This window comes from Microbacterium sp. ZXT2-5, assembly GCF_055329545.1.
In genome coordinates, this window is record NZ_JBUZWD010000002.1 from 433,234 (window position 1) to 450,551 (window position 17,318).

Genomic DNA, 17,318 nt, shown 5'->3' on the forward strand with positions numbered 1-17,318 from the left:
GCATGTCCGCGAGCGAACGTCCGGCATCCCTCACCCCTCTCGCGCGATTGGGTTTCAGCCGGCTCACCGAGGCCGAGGCGCTGCTCGAGGAGCTGTCCGAGCTCATCGGCGCGCCGCGCAGCGACGTCCTCGACGCCGCTTCGCACGCAGCCGACCCCGATGAGGCGCTGTTCGGGGTGACCCGCCTGGCACGCCGCGACTCCGACCCCGTCCGGCGCGCCCGCGAGCATCCGGCCGCCTGGCGCGCCCTGTGGGCGCTCCTGGGCGCATCGACGGGCTTCGGCGAGTTCTTCCTGCGTCATCCCGCGGAGGTCGACGAGCTCGCCGCCGCGGGCGAACGCCTTCCCACCGGCGCAGAGCTGCGCGAGACGCTGCTGGAGTCGGTGGGAGCGGTGGACGGCTTCGCCGCAGAGGGCGGCGAGAGCGCCTGGGTGGCGCTGCGCGTGCGCTATCGGCGGATGCTGGCACGCATCGCGGCATACGACCTGCTCAGTCCTGCACCCGTCGACGAGATCGCCAGCGTGTCGGCGCGGCTGGCGGATGCCGCGGGCGCCGCGCTGGAGGCATCCCTCGCCGTCGCCCGCACGCGGGTGTCCGGCGGCGCGGTGGGGGCGGGGCTCTTTCCGCGCGACCAGGTGGCGCGCACCGAGCTCGCGATCATCGGCATGGGCAAGACCGGTGCCCGCGAGCTGAACTATGTCAGCGACGTCGACGTGATCTTCGTCGCCGGCGGTGATGACGAGGCCGTCCAGGAACTGGGGGAGAGCAGGATCGTCGACATCGCCACGCGACTGGCCGTGCAGACGATGCGCGGCATCAGCGGGGTCGAGATCGAGCCGCCGCTGTGGGAGGTCGACGCCAACCTGCGCCCGGAGGGCAAGCAGGGAGCGCTGGTGCGGACGCTGGACTCGCATCTGGCGTACTACGACCGCTGGGCCAAGAGCTGGGAGTTCCAGGCGCTGCTCAAGGCGCGACCCATCGCCGGCGACGAGGCGCTCGGGCGCGCGTACACCGAGGCCGTCCAGCCCAAGGTGTGGACCAGCGCGGCGCGCGAGAACTTCGTCGACAGCGTGCAGCGGATGCGGGAACGCGTCACCGAGCACATCCCCGCCGCGGATGTGCCGTACCAGCTCAAGCTCGGTCCCGGCGGCATCCGCGACATCGAGTTCACCGTGCAGCTCCTGCAGCTCGTCCACGGGCTGACGGACGACCGCATCCGCCAGCGCGGCACCCTCGACGCCCTCGCCGCACTGGTGACCGAGGGCTACATCGGCCGGGCCGAGGCATCCGCGTTCTCCCGGGACTATCGTGTGCTGCGACTCCTCGAGCACCGTGTGCAGCTGCGCCAGCTGCGCCGCACGCACCTCATGCCGCAGCGCCCGGAGGACCTTCGCGTCCTCGCGCGGGCCAGCGGGCTCGCCGACAGCGGCAACGGCGTCTGGTCGCTGTGGGAGTCCGTCAAGCGCGAGGTGCGCGACATCCACGTCCGGCTGTTCTACCGTCCGCTGCTGTCCGCGGTGGCCGCGCTGCCCGCCGACGAGCGCGCGCTCTCCACGGAGCAGGCGCACGACCGGCTCGCGGCGATCGGCTTCACCGATCCCGCCGGCGCGCTGCGCCACATCGCCGCCCTGACCAGCGGCCTCAGCCGCAAGGCGACGATCCAGCGACACCTCATGCCCGTCATGATCCGATGGTTCGCCGACGGCGCGGATCCGGACTACGGACTGCTCGCATTCCGCCGACTGAGTGAGCGGCTCGGCGACACCCACTGGTTCCTGCGGATGCTGCGGGACTCGTCGGGGGCCGCCGAGAGCCTCTCGCGCGTCCTCTCGGGGTCCCGTTACGTGGGCGAGCTGATCGAGTGGATCCCGGAATCCGCAGCCTGGCTCGACGATCCCGAGCTGCTGCGCCCTCGGTCGGGCGCGGTGCTGCAGCAGGAGGCGCGCGCGATCCAGACGCGCCACGCCACCACGCTCGACGCCATGCGCGCGGTGCGCGCGCTGCGGCGGCGGGAGCAGCTGCGCGTGGCGATGGGCGCCATTCTCGGAACGATGACGATCGAGGAGCTGGCCGAGGCGCTCACCACGATCACCGAGGTGACGATCCAGGCGACCCTGCGCGCGGTGCGCCGCGAGGTGGTGCCGCCGGAGGACGAGGCGCTCGACTTCTCCGTGATCGCCATGGGCCGCTTCGGCGGAGCCGAACTCGGCTTCGGCTCGGACGCGGACGTCATGTACGTCTACCGGGCGAACGGCGTCGACCCCCAGCGGGCGCACGAGCTCGCGCTGAAGCTCGTCGCGGCGCTGCGGACGCACTCGGAGGACCACCGTGTTCCGCTCGAGCTGGACGCCGACCTGCGTCCGGAGGGACGCAACGGACCGCTCGCGCGCTCGCTCGAGGCGTACGCCGAGTACTACCGGCGCTGGGCGCTGCCGTGGGAGGCGCAGGCGCTGTTGCGGGCGCGCGGCGTCGCGGGGAGCGTCAAGCTGATCGCCGACTTCACGAGTCTCATCGACCAGGTGCGCTACCCCGAGCGCATCGACGCGGCCGCGGTCCGCGAGATCAAGCGGATCAAGGCGCGGGTCGAGAGCGAGCGCCTCCCGCAGGGCGTCGATCCGTCGCGGCATCTGAAGCTGGGCCGCGGTTCGCTCAGCGATGTCGAGTGGCTGGTGCAGCTGCTCCAGCTGCAGCACGCGCACGCCGTCCCCGAGATGCGCACGACGTCCACGCTGCGCGCGCTCCGTGCGGCCGAGACGGCGGGTCTCATCCCGACGAGCGCGGCCGACCGGCTCACCGACGCCTGGCGCCTGTCCAGCCGGCTCCGCTCGGCGAACACCCTGCTGTCCGGGCAGACCAGCGACGTCCTGCCGGTCGACCGGAAGAAGCTCGACGGGATCGGCCGCCTCCTCGAGTACCCGCCGCGGTCGGCCACGCGGGTCGAAGAGGACTATCTCGGCACCACTCGTCGCGCACGCCGCGTCTTCGAGAAGCTCTTCTACGGATAGGGGCCGGGCCGCAGTCTGCGCCGGCCGCGAGCTTCAGGAGCCAGGACAGAGCGGGATGCCGTCGATGCGGTCGCCGTCCAGCCGAGCGCCCTCTAGGGCCGCCACCACGCGGACGGCGCGGTCCCAGTACCGCGCATAGTGGTACGGGTCCTTGTTGACCTGGGTGCGGTGGGCGACGAGCGTCGGCTCCAGCGCTGCCCTGTCGGGAACGCGCGCGGCCATCGCCCGATAGAAGACGCCTGCTGCGGTGTACGGGTCGAGTCGGGCCTCGCGGGTCCCCCAGGAGTCCTGCTGCTGGAACAGGCCGATGGACGTGGTGCGCGAGCCGTCGGGGTTGGTCACCCCGCTGGTCTCCCAGTCGCCGTAGTCGATGTTGCGCAGCGACGATTCGCCCATCGCGGTCATCACGGCGATGGTCTGGTCTCGTTCGTCGAACCCGAGGTCCCGGCCGGCGGCGAGGATGGTGCACGCGTTGGCCAGCTGCTCGAGCCCGTAGCCGGCGACAGCGGGTTCGGCGATCGCGGCCGGCGGCACGGGGAGGGCCGGTGCGCGACCGTCGGCGGCGAAGGCCCTGCCGAACGCCCCGGCCAGCACGCCGCCGCCGAGCAGCACGGCTGCCGCGAGCACCACCGCGACCGTCACCGCGATCGCGACCGCGGCACCGGCTCGCCGCACGGACCGGCCTCGGCGGCGGGCACGCGCCATGCGCCGCCGCGCCGACGCCTTCGAGGTCTTCGCCTTCGGCCGGCGCGCGCGACGTCGTCGCGTCGGTGTGGAGCGGCCGGTCGGCATCGGAGATTCGCTTTCGTCACGAGGCGCGGGTGCGCCCGTTCAGCATAAGCACGCGCGCCGGGTCACGGCATCCGTCAGCCACGCGAAAGAGCCCCGGTCTCCCAGGGCTCTCTCGCGTGCTGGAACGTCAGACGCCGAAGTACAGCTCGTACTCGAACGGGTGCGGACGCGCGTTGAGCGGCTGGATCTCGTTCTCGATCTTGTACTCGATCCACGTCTCGATGAGCTCGGGCGTGAACACGCCGCCCTTCAGCAGGAACTCGTGGTCGGCGCGCAGCGCCTCGAGCGAGTCGAGCAGCGAGTTCGGGACCTGCGGGATGTTCTTGGCCTCCTCGGGGGGAAGCTCGTACAGGTCCTTGTCGACGGGCTCGTGCGGCTCGATGCGGTTCTGGATGCCGTCCAGGCCCGCCATGAGCTGCGCCGCGAAGGCGAGGTAGGGGTTGCCCGACGCGTCCGGCGCGCGGAACTCGATGCGCTTGGCCTTCGGGTTCGAGCCGGTGATCGGGATGCGGATGGCCGCCGAGCGGTTTCCGGCCGAGTACACCAGGTTGACCGGTGCCTCGTAGCCCTTCACCAGACGCTTGTAGGAGTTCAGCGTCGGGTTGGTGAACGCCAGCAGCGCCGGCGCGTGGGCCAGGATGCCGCCGATGTACCAGCGGGCGGTGTCGGAGAGCTGTGCGTAGCCCTTCTCGTCGTAGAAGAGAGGCTTGCCCTCGAGCCACAGCGACTGGTGGGTGTGCATGCCCGAGCCGTTGTCGCCGAAGAGCGGCTTGGGCATGAAGGTCGCGACCTTGCCCCACTCGTTGGCCACGTTCTTGACGATGTACTTGAACTTCAGGATGTCGTCGGCCGCGTGCACCATGGTGTCGAAGCGGTAGTTGATCTCCTGCTGGCCACCGGTGCCGACCTCGTGGTGGGCACGCTCGAGGTGCAGGCCCGACTCGATGAGGCGGAGGCTGATGTCGTCGCGCAGGTCGGCGGTCTTGTCGACCGGCGAGACGGGGAAGTAGCCTCCCTTGTACGGGGTCTTGTTCGCGAGGTTGCCGCCGTCCTCGACGCGGCCGGTGTTCCAGGCGCCCTCCTCGGAGTCCACCGAGTAGAAGCTGGAGTTCTGCTTCACCTCGTAGCGGACGTCGTCGAAGATGTAGAACTCGGCCTCGGGGGCGAAGAACGCGGTGTCGGCGATCCCGGTCGACGCGAGGTACTTCTCGGCCTTCTTGGCGACCTGGCGCGGGTCCTTGGCGTAGATCTCGCCGTTGCGCGGGTTGTAGATGTCGAAGACCATGACGAGCGTCTTCGCCTCGCGGAACGGGTCGAGGTACGCCGTCGACACGTCGGGGATGAGCTGCATGTCAGATTCGTGGATGTTCGCGAATCCCCGGATGGAGGAGCCGTCGAACAGCTGGCCGACCGTGAAGAACTCTTCGTCGACGGTGGAGGCCGGGATGTTGAAGTGCTGCTGCACGCCAGGAAGGTCCGTGAAACGGATGTCGAGGAACTTGACGTCCTCATCCTTGATGTACTTCAGCACCTCGGATGAATCTTTGAACATGAAGACTCCAGAGGTAGGGCATTCGGAACCGCCCGTGCGGGTCGGGCTTGCAGGCAAGCTACCCAAAGGGGATTGCCCGGCAGTATCACTCGTGTTTCCGGCATGTTACGGGGACCTGGATACGCTTGTCCCGTGACGCAGAGCACGCAGGATTACCCCGGAGAACGGCTCGGACTGCCCCGCGAGGGCACGGGATCCATCGGCCGGCTCGGCCGACGGGTGGGTGCGCTGTTCATCGACTACGGCGCCGCGTACCTGATCTCGGGCTTCTTCGGCTGGGATCCGCTGGCGATCTTGGCGCTGTTCGCCGCGATCCAGCTCGTCTTCCTGCCGACCCTGCAGGGGAGCCCGGGTCACCGGCTCTTCGGCCTGCGACTGGTGCGGCTGGACGGCGCGTGGGTGGGCCTGTGGCGGCCCGTCGTGCGCACGGCGCTGCTGATCGTCGTCATCCCGGCCGTCATCTGGGACGCCGACCAGCGAGGACTCCACGACAAGGCCGCCGGGACGGTCCTCGTCCGCGCCTGACCGCGGCCCCGCGCGGTCAGCGCGGGCGCGGCGCGCGCACCTTCGTCGGATCGATCCCCTTCGGGATGGGCAGCGACGACAGCGACTGCGAGACCGAGTCGATGCGCTTGATGACGGCGGCCATGGTGGCGCGGTCGATCTTCTTCGGCAGCGCCTTGATGGCGGGGGCGAGCTTCGCGATGGGGACCTCGCCGTCACCGTGGCCGACGTAGAAGACGGTCACCGGCACTCCGGCGGCCACGCGCTGGACCTTCGAGCGCTCGTCGTTGACGAGGCGGGTCAGCCGGCCGCGGGCCCCCTCGCCGACGATGACCACGCCACCGCGTCCGACCGCGCGGTACACGGCCTCCTGCGTCTTGGGGTTGATGCCCACCGGCATCTCGCTCGCCGACCACTTGCGGCCGAGCGAGCTGGACAGGACGTGGCCGGTGGCGCCCGGCATCCCGTCGATCTTCTTGTACATCGCCTGGGTCGACAGGCGCGTCATCGTCATCATGGACGCCAGCACGCCGAGCATCAGGCCGGTGAGACCCCAGAGGATCACGCTCCAGATCGCGACCGGCGGGATGAGGAACCCGATCGCCACACCCACCGCGATGCCGAGGAGCAGGATGCCGATCAGCAGGAACGGCAGCCAGCGGAACTCCTTCTGCGTGAAGGTGTACAGGGTGCGGACCTGGGAGAAGAATCCAGGGCGTTTCTCGGGGGCGGAACTGCGCGCGGCCATGCCCTCCAGCCTACCTTTTCGCGCGTGCCTTCTCGGCTCCTCCCCACACCCGCGCTGAAGGCGTTCGTCCACAGAGGCGTCCGCTCGCAGCGCGTCACTCCGCGCGCACGACCACGCTGGGATGGTGGACACCGATGACGCGCCGCTGGGCCGGGCCTACCGCGCCGTACGCGCCGTGCGCGCGCACGAGGACGGCCCATGGCCCGGAACCCTGGTCCGCACAGACGACGGCGCCTCCCGCATCCTGGTCGATGCCGCGGTCCTCGGAACCGACTGGGCCGGATGGGAGGCGGATCCGGAAGGTCACGTGCTCGCCGCGCTCGACGTCACCCGGCGCGCGGGCGGGCACGATGCGGTCCTCCCGGTGTGCCTCGAGCGACTGGACGACTTCGTCCGCCGCCGTCAGGAGCGGATGCCGCTCAGCCCCGGCGAGGCGGTGACGCTCGGTGTCAGCGTGCTGCGCGGCTGCGCTCAGCTGGCGGGCGTGGCCGAGACGGGCGGCCAGTGGTGGCTCGACGACGCCGGTCGCCCGGTGCTGGCCACGGATGCCTCCGACCCCCGTGCGCTCGACGCATCGGTGGCGGTCCTCGAACGGGTCACCCCACCCCCCGTCATGCAGCGGACGTGGGACACCGCGGTGCGCACCCTCGGGGCGGACCGGGTATCGGTCGCCGAGCTCGCCGCGGCCGAGGACGCCCTGTTCGCGCTCTCACCAGCGGAGTCCCTCGTCACGGTGAGCCTGAGCCCGCGCAGAGCGTCGGAGGGCATGGCGCGCAGCAGCGCCGCGGGTGAGCGCCCACGCGTCGTGCATGAGCCGCCGCCGCGCTCGATGTGGCAATCGCTGCTCCGCGGCGTCGACGAGGAGCTCGCCGACACCGTCTCGCGCGCGACCACGGCCGTATGGCGGCGGGTGAGGCCGGGGGATCGGCCGGCTCGGGCCACCTCCCGCCGGGCGCCGTGGCTGGTGGCCGGTGCCGTCGCGGCCGCCGTGCTGGCGGGTGGTGCCCTGTGGCCATCCGCCGACGTCGTGGCCACCGGCGGACCGGCCGCGTCGACGCCGGCTGCGACGGCGGGCGCCGGGACGCAGGTCGCCGCCCCCGCCGCCGGGCCGGATGCGGACTCGGTCGAGGACGTCGGCGCCTCGCCGGGCACCGACGCGGAGGCGCCGGCCGCGCCGGCCGCGGCGCCGGCCGACCTCGCCGCGATCGCGGGTGGACTGCTCGACGCCAGGCTGGCCTGCGGAGCCGATGCGGAGTGCCTGCGCAGGGTCGTCGTCGATGGCGCTGCGATCGCCGACGGCGCCATCGACCTGCCGGCGGACGAGCGCACGGTCACGATGCTCGACGACTTCGGAGACCTCGCGGTCGTGCGAGTGCACCCGGACGAGGGCGGCATCCCGTCGCAGCTCGTGGTGATCCTGCGCCACGAGGAGAAATGGCTGCTGCGCGACGTCCGTGACGTCGCGCAGCAGCCGTAGACCCTGGGGGCGCGGGATCAGATGCCGAGCTGGCCCTCGAACTGCGCGGCCTCCAGGCGAGACTTCACGGCGCCGAGGAAGCGCGCCGCGTCGGCGCCGTCGATCACGCGGTGGTCGTACGAGAGCGCCAGGTACACGTAGGAGCGCACCGAGATGGCGTCCTTGCCGTCGACCGTCACCACGCCGGGCCGCTTGACGACGACACCGGTGCCGAGGATGGCCGTCTGCGGAAGGAACACGACCGGCGTGTCGAAGAGCGCGCCGCGCGAACCGGTGTTCGTCAGCGTGAACGTGCCGCCGGCGAGCTCGTCGGGCTTGAGCTTGTTCTCACGCGTGCGAGCCGCGAGGTCGGCGATCTCGCGAGCGATCTGGGCGAGGTTCTTGGTCGCCGCGTCGCGCAGAACCGGCGTGAGCAGGCCCCGCTCGGTGTCGACGGCGATCGAGAGGTTCTCGGTCGCGGGGTAGACGATCTGGTCGCCGTCCACGGTCGAGTTGACGACCGGGTAGGCCTGGAGGGCCTCCGCGGCGGCCAGCGCGAAGAACGGCAGGAACGACAGCTTGTCGCCGGTCTTGGCCTGGAAGTCGCCCTTCACCTTGTCGCGGAACGTCGCGAGCTTGGTGACGTCGACCTCCACGACGGACGTGAGCTGAGCGGTCGACTGCATCGACTCGACGGCGCGCTGCGCGAGAACCTTGCGCAGACGCGACATGGGCTGCGTGGTGCCCCGCAGCGGCGACACCTCCAGCGGCGCGGGGGCAGCCGGCGCGGCGGGCGCCGCGGCAGCCGGAGCCGACGCGGCCTCCGCGGCCTTCAGGACGTCCTCCTTGCGGATGCGGCCGCCGACGCCCGTGCCCTTGACGGACGCCAGGTCGACGCCCTGCTGCTGTGCGAGGCGGCGCACCAACGGCGTGACGTAGGTGATGCTGTCCTCGCCGGTCGAGAGAGACGGAGCCGATGCCGCGGGCGCCGCAGCCGGAGCCGGCGCGGCAGCGGGAGCCGGCGCAGCGGCCGGAGCCGGGGCAGGCGCCTCGGCCGGGGCGGCCTGTGCCGGCGCGGGAGCCGGAGCGGCGGGCGCCTCGGCTTGTGCCGGTGCGGGAGCCTCGGCCTGTGCCGGTGCGGCGGGAGCCTCGGCCTGTGCCGGCGCGGCGGGAGCCTCGGCCTGTGCCGGCGCGGCGGGAGCCTCGGCCTGTGCGGGCGCGGGAGCCTCGGCGGCCGGAGCCGGCGCGGCACCCGCCTCGCCGATGCGCGCCAGCGGCGATCCGACGGCGACCGTCTCGTCCTCCTGCACGAGGATCTCCTGCAGCGTGCCGGCGAACGGCGAAGGGATCTCGGTGTCGACCTTGTCGGTCGAGATCTCGAGGAGCGGCTCGTCGACCGCGACCTCGTCGCCGACCTGCTTGAGCCAGCGCGTGACGGTCCCTTCGGTGACGCTCTCGCCGAGCTCGGGGAGGACGACGTCCTTGCCGCCGCCCGCGGGCGCCGGGGCAGCCTCGGCCGCAGGTGCGGGCGCCTCAGCGGCAGGTGCGGGAGCCTCAGCCGCGGGCGCCGGAGCGGGTGCGGGGGCCTCCGCCGGGGCGGGGGCGGAAGCCTGAGCCGGAGCGGCGTCTGCGGCAGCAGCCTCGGGAGCGGGTGCCGCCTCTGCGCTGCCGGAGCCGTCGCCGATCTTCGCCAGCACCGCGCCGACCTCGACGGTCTCGTCTTCCTGAACGAGGATCTCCTCGATGACGCCGCTGACCGGTGAGGGGATCTCGGTGTCCACCTTGTCCGTGGAGATCTCGAGCAGGCCCTCATCGGCCTGAACGGTGTCGCCGACGTTCTTGAGCCAGCGGGTGACCGTTCCCTCGGTCACGCTCTCGCCGAGAGCGGGGAGGACCACGGATGTGCTCATGAGGAAGTCTCCTTCTGAAGATATATCGGATCTAGCTTAGTGATGGGCGGCGGCGCGGAGGGTCACAGCGCGTGCAGCGGCTTGCCCGCCAGAGCGAGGAACGCCTCGCCGAGCGCCTCCGACTGCGTCGGGTGCGCGTGGACGAACGGGGCGATGTCCTCGGGGTGCGCTTCCCACCCGACGACGAGCTGGCCTTCGGTGATCAGCTCGCCGACGCGGTCGCCGATGAGGTGGACGCCGATGACCGGCCCATCCTTCGATCGCACCACCTTGACGACGCCCCCGGTGCCGAGGATCTCGCTCTTGCCGTTCCCGGCGAGGTTGTACTCGTGCGTCACCACGGCGTCCGCGCCATGCGCTTCGATGGCCTGCGCCTCGGTCAGTCCGACGGAGGCGACCTCCGGGTGGCTGTAGGTGACGCGGGGGATCTGGGAGTCCGGGATGGCGACCGGGGACAGTCCGGCGATCTCCTCCGCGACGAAGATGCCCTGCTGGAACCCGCGGTGCGCGAGCTGGAGGCCAGGGGTGATGTCGCCGACGGCCCACACGTGCGGCACGCCGGTGCGGAGGCGCTCGTCGACCGTGACGAAGCCCCGCTCGATGGATACGCCCGCCTCCTCGTAGCCGAGGCCCGCGGTCGCCGGCCCGCGGCCGACGGCGACCAGCAGGTGGTCGGCGGTGAGGCTCTTGCCGTCCTCGAGCGTCACGGTCACGGCATCCGGCGTCTGCGACGCGCTCTGGAACCGCACTCCGAGGGAGTACTGGATGCCGCGCCGGCGGAAGGCGCGCTCGAGGCCCTTGCTCAGCGCGACGTCCTCGTTGGGGACGAGGTGGTCGAGCGCCTCCACGATCGTCACCTCCGCGCCGAAGGAGCGCCACACGCTCGCGAACTCCACGCCGATGACACCGCCGCCGAGGATGACGACGCTGCGGGGGATCTCCTCGAGCTCCAGCGCCTGCTCGCTGGTGAGGATCCGACCGGCGATCTCGAGTCCGGGCAGGGTCCGGCTGTAGGAGCCCGTCGCGAGCACGACGTCCGTGCCGCGGTAGAGGTCGTCGCCGACGCGCACCGCCGGCCCCGCCTCCAGCCGGCCCTCGCCGTTCACGACGGTGATGCCGCGCGCCTTCACCAGGCCCTCGAGCCCCTTGTACTTCTTGGCCACGATGCCTTCGCGGTACGCGCGCACGCCCGCCGGGTCGATGCCCTCGAGCGACGCGCGCACGCCCACCGACGCGGCATCCCGCGTCAGGTCCGCCACCTCGGCGGCGTGCAGCAGCGCCTTGGTGGGGATGCAGCCGCGGTGCAGGCAGGTGCCGCCGACCTTGTCCTTCTCGACGAGGGCGACGCTCCTGCCGAGCTCGGCGGCGCGCAGCGCGGCCGCATAGCCTCCGCTGCCACCCCCCAGTACGACGAGATCGAAGGTGTGGTCGGTCATCGTGCCTCCTCATCGAGGTCTGCCAGGACGAAGCGGACCAGACTGCGCACGGTGGCGGCCGTCGGCCCCTTGTCGGTGTAGCCGTACGGCGCGCCCTTGTGGGTCCCGCTGCCGGCGATGTCCAGATGCACCCAGGGGATCCGGGGAGCATCGGCGTCGTCGCCCGTGCGGCCGACGAAGTGACGCAGGAACAGCCCTGCGAACAGCGATCCGCCCGCAGGGTCGCCGATCTTGGCGTTCTGCAGGTCGGCGATGGGCGAGTCGAGCTCCTCGACCATGCGGGCGGGGAGCGGCAGCTGCCACGCCGGCTCGCCCGTCTCCGCCGCGGCGGCGAGGTACGCCGCGACGGCGTCGTCATCGCCCATGACGCCGGTGTGCCGGGTGCCGAGGGCGATCAGGATCGCGCCGGTGAGCGTGGCGACGTCGACGATCACGTCGGGGCGCTCGCGGCTGGCGGCCGCGAGCCCGTCGGCGAGCACGAGGCGCCCCTCGGCGTCGGTGTTGAGCACCTCGACGGTCGTGCCGTCGAGCATCCGCAGCACGTCGCCGGGGCGGGTGGCGCGACCCGAGGGCATGTTGTCGGCCAGGCACAGCCAGGCGGTCACCTTGACGGGGGCGGAGACGGATGCCACGGCCCGCAGCACGCCGAGCACCGTCGCGGCGCCCGCCATGTCGTACTTCATGCCCACCATCGAGGCGGCGGGCTTCAGCGACAGGCCGCCGGTGTCGAACGTGATGCCCTTGCCCACGAGCGCGATGTGGCGTCGCGCCCCGTCGGGGGAGTACTGCAGGCGGACGAGGCGCGGCGGGCGGTCCGACCCCTGCCCCACGCCCAGGATGCCGCCGAAGCCCTGATCGCGAAGCGCCTGCTCGTCGAGGACGTCGACCGTGACGGGAAGCTCCGCCACCGCCTGGGCCGCACGCTCCGCGACGTCGGCGGGCCCCAGCCACTCCGCGGGCATGTTCACGAGGTCCTTCACCAGCGCCACCGAGGTCGCGGTCTCGACCACGAGCCGCAGCGCGTCGTCGTCGGCATCCGCGGTGCCGTGCACGATGACCTTGGACGCCCGGGCCTTCGGCGCCTCCGACTTGTAGCCGTCGAACCGGTAGCCGCCCAGCGCGGCGCCTTCGGCCGCCGCGGTCCACAGCGCGGGATCCGCCAGCGGCGCGGCGACGGCGACCGTGGCGAAGCCGGTCAGCGAGCGGATCGCCGCGCCGACCGCGTCGCGCAGCGCCGCGGCATCCGGGTTCGCGCCGGTGCCCACGACGGCCAGCGGCATCGACGTGCTGTCGGGTGCGTACACCCGGACGAGCGCGCCGCACGACCCCGTGAAACCCACCGCGGACAGCGACTCTCGCAGACCCGGCCAGTCCGCGAGGTCGTTCGGGGCGTCGGCCTCGAGCGGGGGGAGTGCGAGGAGAAGAGCGTCGGCTTCGGACTCTCGGACGGGTGACGTGCGGTACTCGAGGTCGGGGAACGACATGCTGTCCATCCTAGGTTTCGATAGGTCCTCCTCCGTCGCACGACTCAACCCGGCGGGGACGACGGGTGTTCGCTCTGAGCGCGATGGCAGCGACCCGGCGTCGGCGGTCGGCTCGTAGCATGGGACCATGCCCCTTACCGGCCCGCTGTTCGAGCGTGCGGCCTCCGCGCCGCCCGTCCCGCGCGGACTCCCGCTGGTGATCGCCCTCACCGGGTTCACGGACGCGGGCAGCGCCGTGAGCCAGGTCATCGACTACTTCCGCGATGAGCTGTCGCCGTCTCCGCTGGCCGTGTTCTCCAACGACGTCCTCCTCGACTACCGTGCTCGACGGCCGATCGTCGCCTTCGAGAAGGACCACCTCACCGACTACCGCCCGCAGCGCCTGGAGCTGTCGTTCGCGCACGACGCCCTGGGCCAGCCCTTCCTGCTGCTGGCCGGGTACGAGCCCGATTTCGCGTGGGATGCCTTCGCCGCGGCGGTGCTCGACTTCACCGAGGCCTACGGCGTGTCGACGGTGACCTGGGTGCACGCGATCCCGATGCCGGTGCCGCACACCCGGCCGATCGGCACGACCGTCAGCGGCACCCGGTCGGAGCTCACGGAGGCGCACTCGGTGTGGCAGCCGCACACGCAGGTGCCCGCCACCGCGGGCCACCTTCTGGAGTACCGCCTCGCGGCGGCCGGTGTGCGCATCGCGGGCTTCGTCCTGCTCATCCCTCACTACCTGGGCGACACCGAGTACCCGGCGGCGGCGCTCGCGGCGCTGGACAGCCTCACGGTCGCGACCGGGCTGGTCTTCGCGGGGGACGACCTGCGCGACGAGAACCGCGAGTACCTCGAGAAAGTGACCGAGCAGATCGAGGGCAGCGACGAGCTCGCCCGCATGGTGCAGGGGCTCGAGGAGCGCTACGACGCCTACATGGCGGGATCGACGCTCGCCACGCCGATGATCCACACGGGGGATCTGCCCAGCGCCGACGAACTGGCGGCGGAGCTCGAGCGCTTCCTCGCGTCGCGACCGGGCGAGGACGACAAGCGCGGTTCCTGACGCGACCGCCGCCCCGGCGGAATGTCCGCGTGCGCCGCGGCGTTGAAGCCTTCGATGGAGGTGCGCCGCACTCCGCGGGGCGATGCTGGCGGCGCACGGCAAGTATGAGATACTAGACGCTCTGACCCGTTGTCAACCGTCTTCGTCAGGCTTCCTGCCGAAGATGTGGACTTGACAAGGGTCTTACTAGTGTCCGAAACCGACCGGAGGCGCGCGGCGCGCGTCGACCGGTGAAAGGCGAAACGTGACTCCAGGCACGAACACCAAGGCTCGCTCGGCCGCGAAGGACACCGAGTCGGACGAGAAGAAGGCTCCGGCTGCGACGAAGGCCGCGGCGCCGAAGGGCGGCGCGAAGGCGAAGGCCGCGCCGAAGACGGCGTCCAAGCGCGCGAAGAAGTCGGACGACGAGTTCGAGGACGACGTCGAGGAGCTCGACGACGACGTCGAGCTCGAGGGCGACGACGTCGACGCCGACGAGGAGTCGGGCGACACCGCCGCCGCCAAGACCGAGGGCAAGCCCGCTGCCGCCGACGACGCGAACCCCGCCGAGGAGGAGGACGAGGAGGAGAGCACCAAGCCGGTGTTCACCGAGCCCCTCCCGACCGGCGCCATCGTCATCTCGTCGAGCGACGAGGACGACGTCCCCGTCTACTCGACGCAGATCACCGGCGCGACCGCCGATCCGGTCAAGGACTACCTCAAGCAGATCGGCAAGGTGCCGCTGCTGAACGCGGCCGAAGAGGTCGAGCTCGCGATGCGCATCGAGGCGGGCCTGTTCGCCGAAGAGAAGCTGTCGCACATGTCGGCCGCCGAGAAGACGTCGCAGCTCGGTCTCGACCTGCAGTGGGTCGCCCGGGACGGTCAGCGCGCGAAGAGCCACCTGCTGGGCGCCAACCTGCGCCTCGTCGTGTCGCTCGCCAAGCGCTACACCGGCCGCGGCATGCAGTTCCTGGACCTCATCCAGGAGGGCAACCTCGGTCTCATCCGCGCGGTGGAGAAGTTCGACTACACCAAGGGCTTCAAGTTCTCGACCTACGCGACATGGTGGATCCGTCAGGCCATCACGCGCGCCATGGCCGACCAGGCGCGCACCATCCGCATCCCGGTGCACATGGTCGAGGTCATCAACAAGCTCGCGCGCGTGCAGCGGCAGATGCTGCAGGACCTCGGTCGCGAGCCCACGCCCGAAGAGCTCAGCCGCGAGCTCGACATGACCCCCGAGAAGGTCATCGAGGTGCAGAAGTACGGCCGCGAGCCGATCTCGCTGCACACGCCCCTGGGTGAGGACGGCGACAGCGAGTTCGGCGACCTCATCGAGGACACCGAGGCGGTCGTGCCGGCGGATGCGGTGGGCTTCACGATGCTGCAGCGCCAGCTCGAGTCGCTCCTCGACTCGCTCTCCGAGCGCGAGGCCGGCGTGATCCGCATGCGCTTCGGACTCGGCGACGGCCAGCCCAAGACGCTCGACCAGATCGGCGACACGTTCGGGGTCACCCGCGAGCGCATCCGCCAGATCGAGTCGAAGACGATGGCGAAGCTGCGGCATCCGTCGCGCTCGCAGTCCCTCCGGGACTACCTCGAGTGAGTGAGGCGAACGCCGGCAAGGCACTCACCGTCCAGGTCGAGGGTTCGTCGTTCGCGCGCATCCCGATCCGCACGCGGGTCGTGATGCCCGGCGACGATCTCGACGCCTTCGTGCGCGAGTACGCGGCGGACGTGGTGCGCGAGGGCGACCTGCTCTTCGTGACCGAGAAGATCGTCGCGATCACGCAGGGCCGTTCGTACCTCGTGGAGGACATCCAGCCGCGCAAGCTGGCCTTCTTCCTCTCGCGGTACGTCACGCGCACGCCCTACGGCATCGGCCTCGGCATGCCCGAGACGATGGAGATGGCGCTGCGCGAGTGCGGGACGATGCGGATCCTGTTCGCCGCGGCGGTTTCGGCCGTGACGAAGCTCTTCGGCCGCAAGGGCGACTTCTACCGCATCGCCGGCGACAAGGCCCGCGCCATCGACGGGCCGACGTCGGGCACGATCCCGCCGTACAACAAGGCTGTCGTGCTCGGACCCGAGCGCCCCCGCGAGGTCGCACAGCACCTGAAGGCGCTCCTCGGCGGCGTGTCCGAGGTCGCCGTCGTCGACATCAACGATCTCGGCGGCAACGTCCTCGGCTCCACGCTCGACAAGGCGCAGGAGCGGCGACTGGTCGCGATCCTCAAGGACAACCCGCTCGGGCAGGGGCACCAGTCCACGCCGCTCGGCATCGTCCGGGCGGTCTGACCGCCGTCACGCGAAAGGCGCGGCATCCGCTCGGATGCCGCGCCTTCGACGTCTTCAGGTCCTCCTCAGAACCCGATGGCCTTCCGATAGCGCGGCTTGTGGCCGGTGCGGATGCCGGTGACGCTCGGCTTGTTCTCGTACACGCCGGCACCCCAGTTGCCCTCGACGAGCACGGGCCCGTCGGGCGTGACGACGATGTCCCAGCCCACGTACTGGATCTGCGGCACCACGCGCGCCACCTGGTCGACGAACGCCTTGACCTCGTCGACCATGGGCAGCTGGAAGTCGGCGATCACGAAACCGCTGTCGGGGTGCGCGACGTGCACGTGCCCGTGCGAGTCGTAGCCGGGGCCGACGGCGCGGCCGTCGTCGTCGAGCATCGTGTAGAAGCCGCCGAAGGTCATCTGGTCGCTCACCTCGCCGCGCCCGAACTTCTGGGCCATCGCCAGGATGTGCGTCTCCTCGCCGTCGAAGAAGGCGGTCACCCTGGTCGTGTTCACCGTCCCCGGGCAGACGGCCGCGAGGTCGGCGTGCTGGCGGATGACCTCCTCGATGAGGAGCTCGCCGCGCGCGAGGAGACCGCGGTGGAACTCGTCCCAATCCGACACCTCGCTCGCGTGGTAGCGGTGCACGCCCGTCCCGGCCTGGCCCACGGGCTCCTTCGTGACGATCGTCCCGTGCTTCTCCGCGAAGGCGCGCACGGCGTCGGCGTTGCGCTCCTCGACGATCATCCAGTCGCGCCGCAGGAACTCGCTGAACGTGCGGTCGAAGGCCACCTTGTCGTGGAAGAGGTGGCGGTAGTCGGGGTGGTCGTACTTCTGCGACAGCTCGTTCGACACCGGATGGGTCATGTAGGTGGCGCGCTCGGCGCGGCTGAGGATCGCGAAGTCGTAGTCGACGTAGTCCTGGAAGCCCACCTGCCGGAAGCCGGCGGACCACAGCATGTCGGCGAGCACCGCGGGGGTCCACTTGCCGTGTGCGTGCGAGGTCTCCTTCGCGCGTTCGAGCACCGAGCCCACATCGATGCGGCGGGCGCGGGCGGCGAGATAGCGAAGGCGGGGCGCGAGGCCGAGGCCCTGAGAAGGCATGCGTGCTCCGGGGTCGGG

The 17,318-nt window shown here is 71.2% G+C and carries 13 protein-coding genes; 6 read left to right on the forward strand and 7 right to left on the reverse strand.

Features of this window, described 5'->3' with window-relative positions:
* The first annotated feature begins 2 nt into the window (after positions 1–2).
* A complete protein-coding gene (locus ACZBH1_RS15535) occupies positions 3–3,005 on the forward strand; it encodes a bifunctional [glutamine synthetase] adenylyltransferase/[glutamine synthetase]-adenylyl-L-tyrosine phosphorylase (protein ID WP_463646890.1) in 3,003 nt (1,000 codons plus the stop codon).
* 33 nt (positions 3,006–3,038) lie between these two features.
* Here ACZBH1_RS15535 and ACZBH1_RS15540 read toward each other — a convergent pair whose 3' ends face one another.
* Together ACZBH1_RS15540 and glnA are read right to left on the reverse strand one after the other, a co-directional pair.
* A complete protein-coding gene (locus tag ACZBH1_RS15540; protein ID WP_463646891.1) occupies positions 3,039–3,680 on the reverse strand; it encodes a peptidase M23 in 642 nt (213 codons plus the stop codon).
* A 244-nt stretch (positions 3,681–3,924) separates the two neighbouring features.
* The gene (gene glnA / locus ACZBH1_RS15545; RefSeq protein ID WP_336397117.1) at positions 3,925–5,349 is read right to left on the reverse strand and encodes a type I glutamate--ammonia ligase; all 1,425 of its coding nucleotides are present in this window, start codon (positions 5,347–5,349) and stop codon (positions 3,925–3,927) included.
* A gap of 132 nt (positions 5,350–5,481) precedes the next feature.
* Between glnA and ACZBH1_RS15550 the strand changes: the two genes are divergently transcribed.
* Positions 5,482–5,874, forward strand: a complete 393-nt coding sequence (locus ACZBH1_RS15550) for an RDD family protein (protein WP_336397118.1) — start codon at positions 5,482–5,484, stop codon at positions 5,872–5,874.
* 16 nt (positions 5,875–5,890) lie between these two features.
* Here ACZBH1_RS15550 and ACZBH1_RS15555 read toward each other — a convergent pair whose 3' ends face one another.
* Positions 5,891–6,601, reverse strand: a complete 711-nt coding sequence (locus ACZBH1_RS15555) for a DUF4191 family protein (protein WP_336397119.1) — start codon at positions 6,599–6,601, stop codon at positions 5,891–5,893.
* Between the two features lie 121 nt (positions 6,602–6,722).
* Here ACZBH1_RS15555 and ACZBH1_RS15560 point away from each other — a divergent pair, with 121 nt between their 5' ends.
* Positions 6,723–8,078: a hypothetical protein gene (locus tag ACZBH1_RS15560; RefSeq protein WP_463646892.1), complete on the forward strand. Its 1,356-nt coding sequence runs from the start codon at positions 6,723–6,725 to the stop codon at positions 8,076–8,078.
* 17 nt (positions 8,079–8,095) lie between these two features.
* On the opposite strand, the gene sucB is transcribed toward ACZBH1_RS15560, so the two are convergent.
* The 3 genes from sucB to ACZBH1_RS15575 all read right to left on the reverse strand — a co-directional run bounded on the left by sucB (position 8,096) and on the right by ACZBH1_RS15575 (position 12,887).
* Positions 8,096–9,967, reverse strand: coding sequence for a 2-oxoglutarate dehydrogenase, E2 component, dihydrolipoamide succinyltransferase (gene sucB / locus ACZBH1_RS15565; RefSeq protein WP_463646893.1), 1,872 nt, complete (start codon positions 9,965–9,967; stop codon positions 8,096–8,098).
* Positions 9,968–10,029: 62 nt separating this feature from the next.
* Positions 10,030–11,403 carry a dihydrolipoyl dehydrogenase gene (gene lpdA / locus ACZBH1_RS15570; RefSeq protein WP_463646894.1) on the reverse strand — a complete coding sequence of 458 codons (1,374 nt, stop codon included), beginning with the start codon at positions 11,401–11,403 and terminating at the stop codon, positions 10,030–10,032.
* A complete protein-coding gene (locus ACZBH1_RS15575; RefSeq protein WP_463646895.1) occupies positions 11,400–12,887 on the reverse strand; it encodes a leucyl aminopeptidase in 1,488 nt (495 codons plus the stop codon). Before ACZBH1_RS15575 ends, lpdA begins: the two co-directional genes overlap by 4 nt.
* Before the next feature lie 127 nt (positions 12,888–13,014).
* On the opposite strand from ACZBH1_RS15575, the gene ACZBH1_RS15580 reads away from it, so the two are divergent.
* The 3 genes from ACZBH1_RS15580 to ACZBH1_RS15590 all read left to right on the forward strand — a co-directional run bounded on the left by ACZBH1_RS15580 (position 13,015) and on the right by ACZBH1_RS15590 (position 16,212).
* The gene (locus tag ACZBH1_RS15580) at positions 13,015–13,935 is read left to right on the forward strand and encodes a PAC2 family protein (RefSeq protein WP_336398041.1); all 921 of its coding nucleotides are present in this window, start codon (positions 13,015–13,017) and stop codon (positions 13,933–13,935) included.
* 244 nt (positions 13,936–14,179) lie between these two features.
* Entirely contained in the window at positions 14,180–15,520 is a 1,341-nt protein-coding gene (locus tag ACZBH1_RS15585) for an RNA polymerase sigma factor (RefSeq protein ID WP_378880917.1), read from the forward strand.
* Positions 15,517–16,212, forward strand: a complete 696-nt coding sequence (locus ACZBH1_RS15590) for a coenzyme F420-0:L-glutamate ligase (protein WP_336398040.1) — start codon at positions 15,517–15,519, stop codon at positions 16,210–16,212. The genes ACZBH1_RS15585 and ACZBH1_RS15590 overlap by 4 nt, the downstream gene beginning before the upstream one ends.
* Positions 16,213–16,277: 65 nt before the next feature.
* Here ACZBH1_RS15590 and ACZBH1_RS15595 read toward each other — a convergent pair whose 3' ends face one another.
* On the reverse strand, positions 16,278–17,300 hold the full coding sequence (locus tag ACZBH1_RS15595; RefSeq protein ID WP_463646896.1) for a sugar-transfer associated ATP-grasp domain-containing protein: 1,023 nt from the start codon (positions 17,298–17,300) through the stop codon (positions 16,278–16,280).
* Positions 17,301–17,318: the final 18 nt, after the last annotated feature.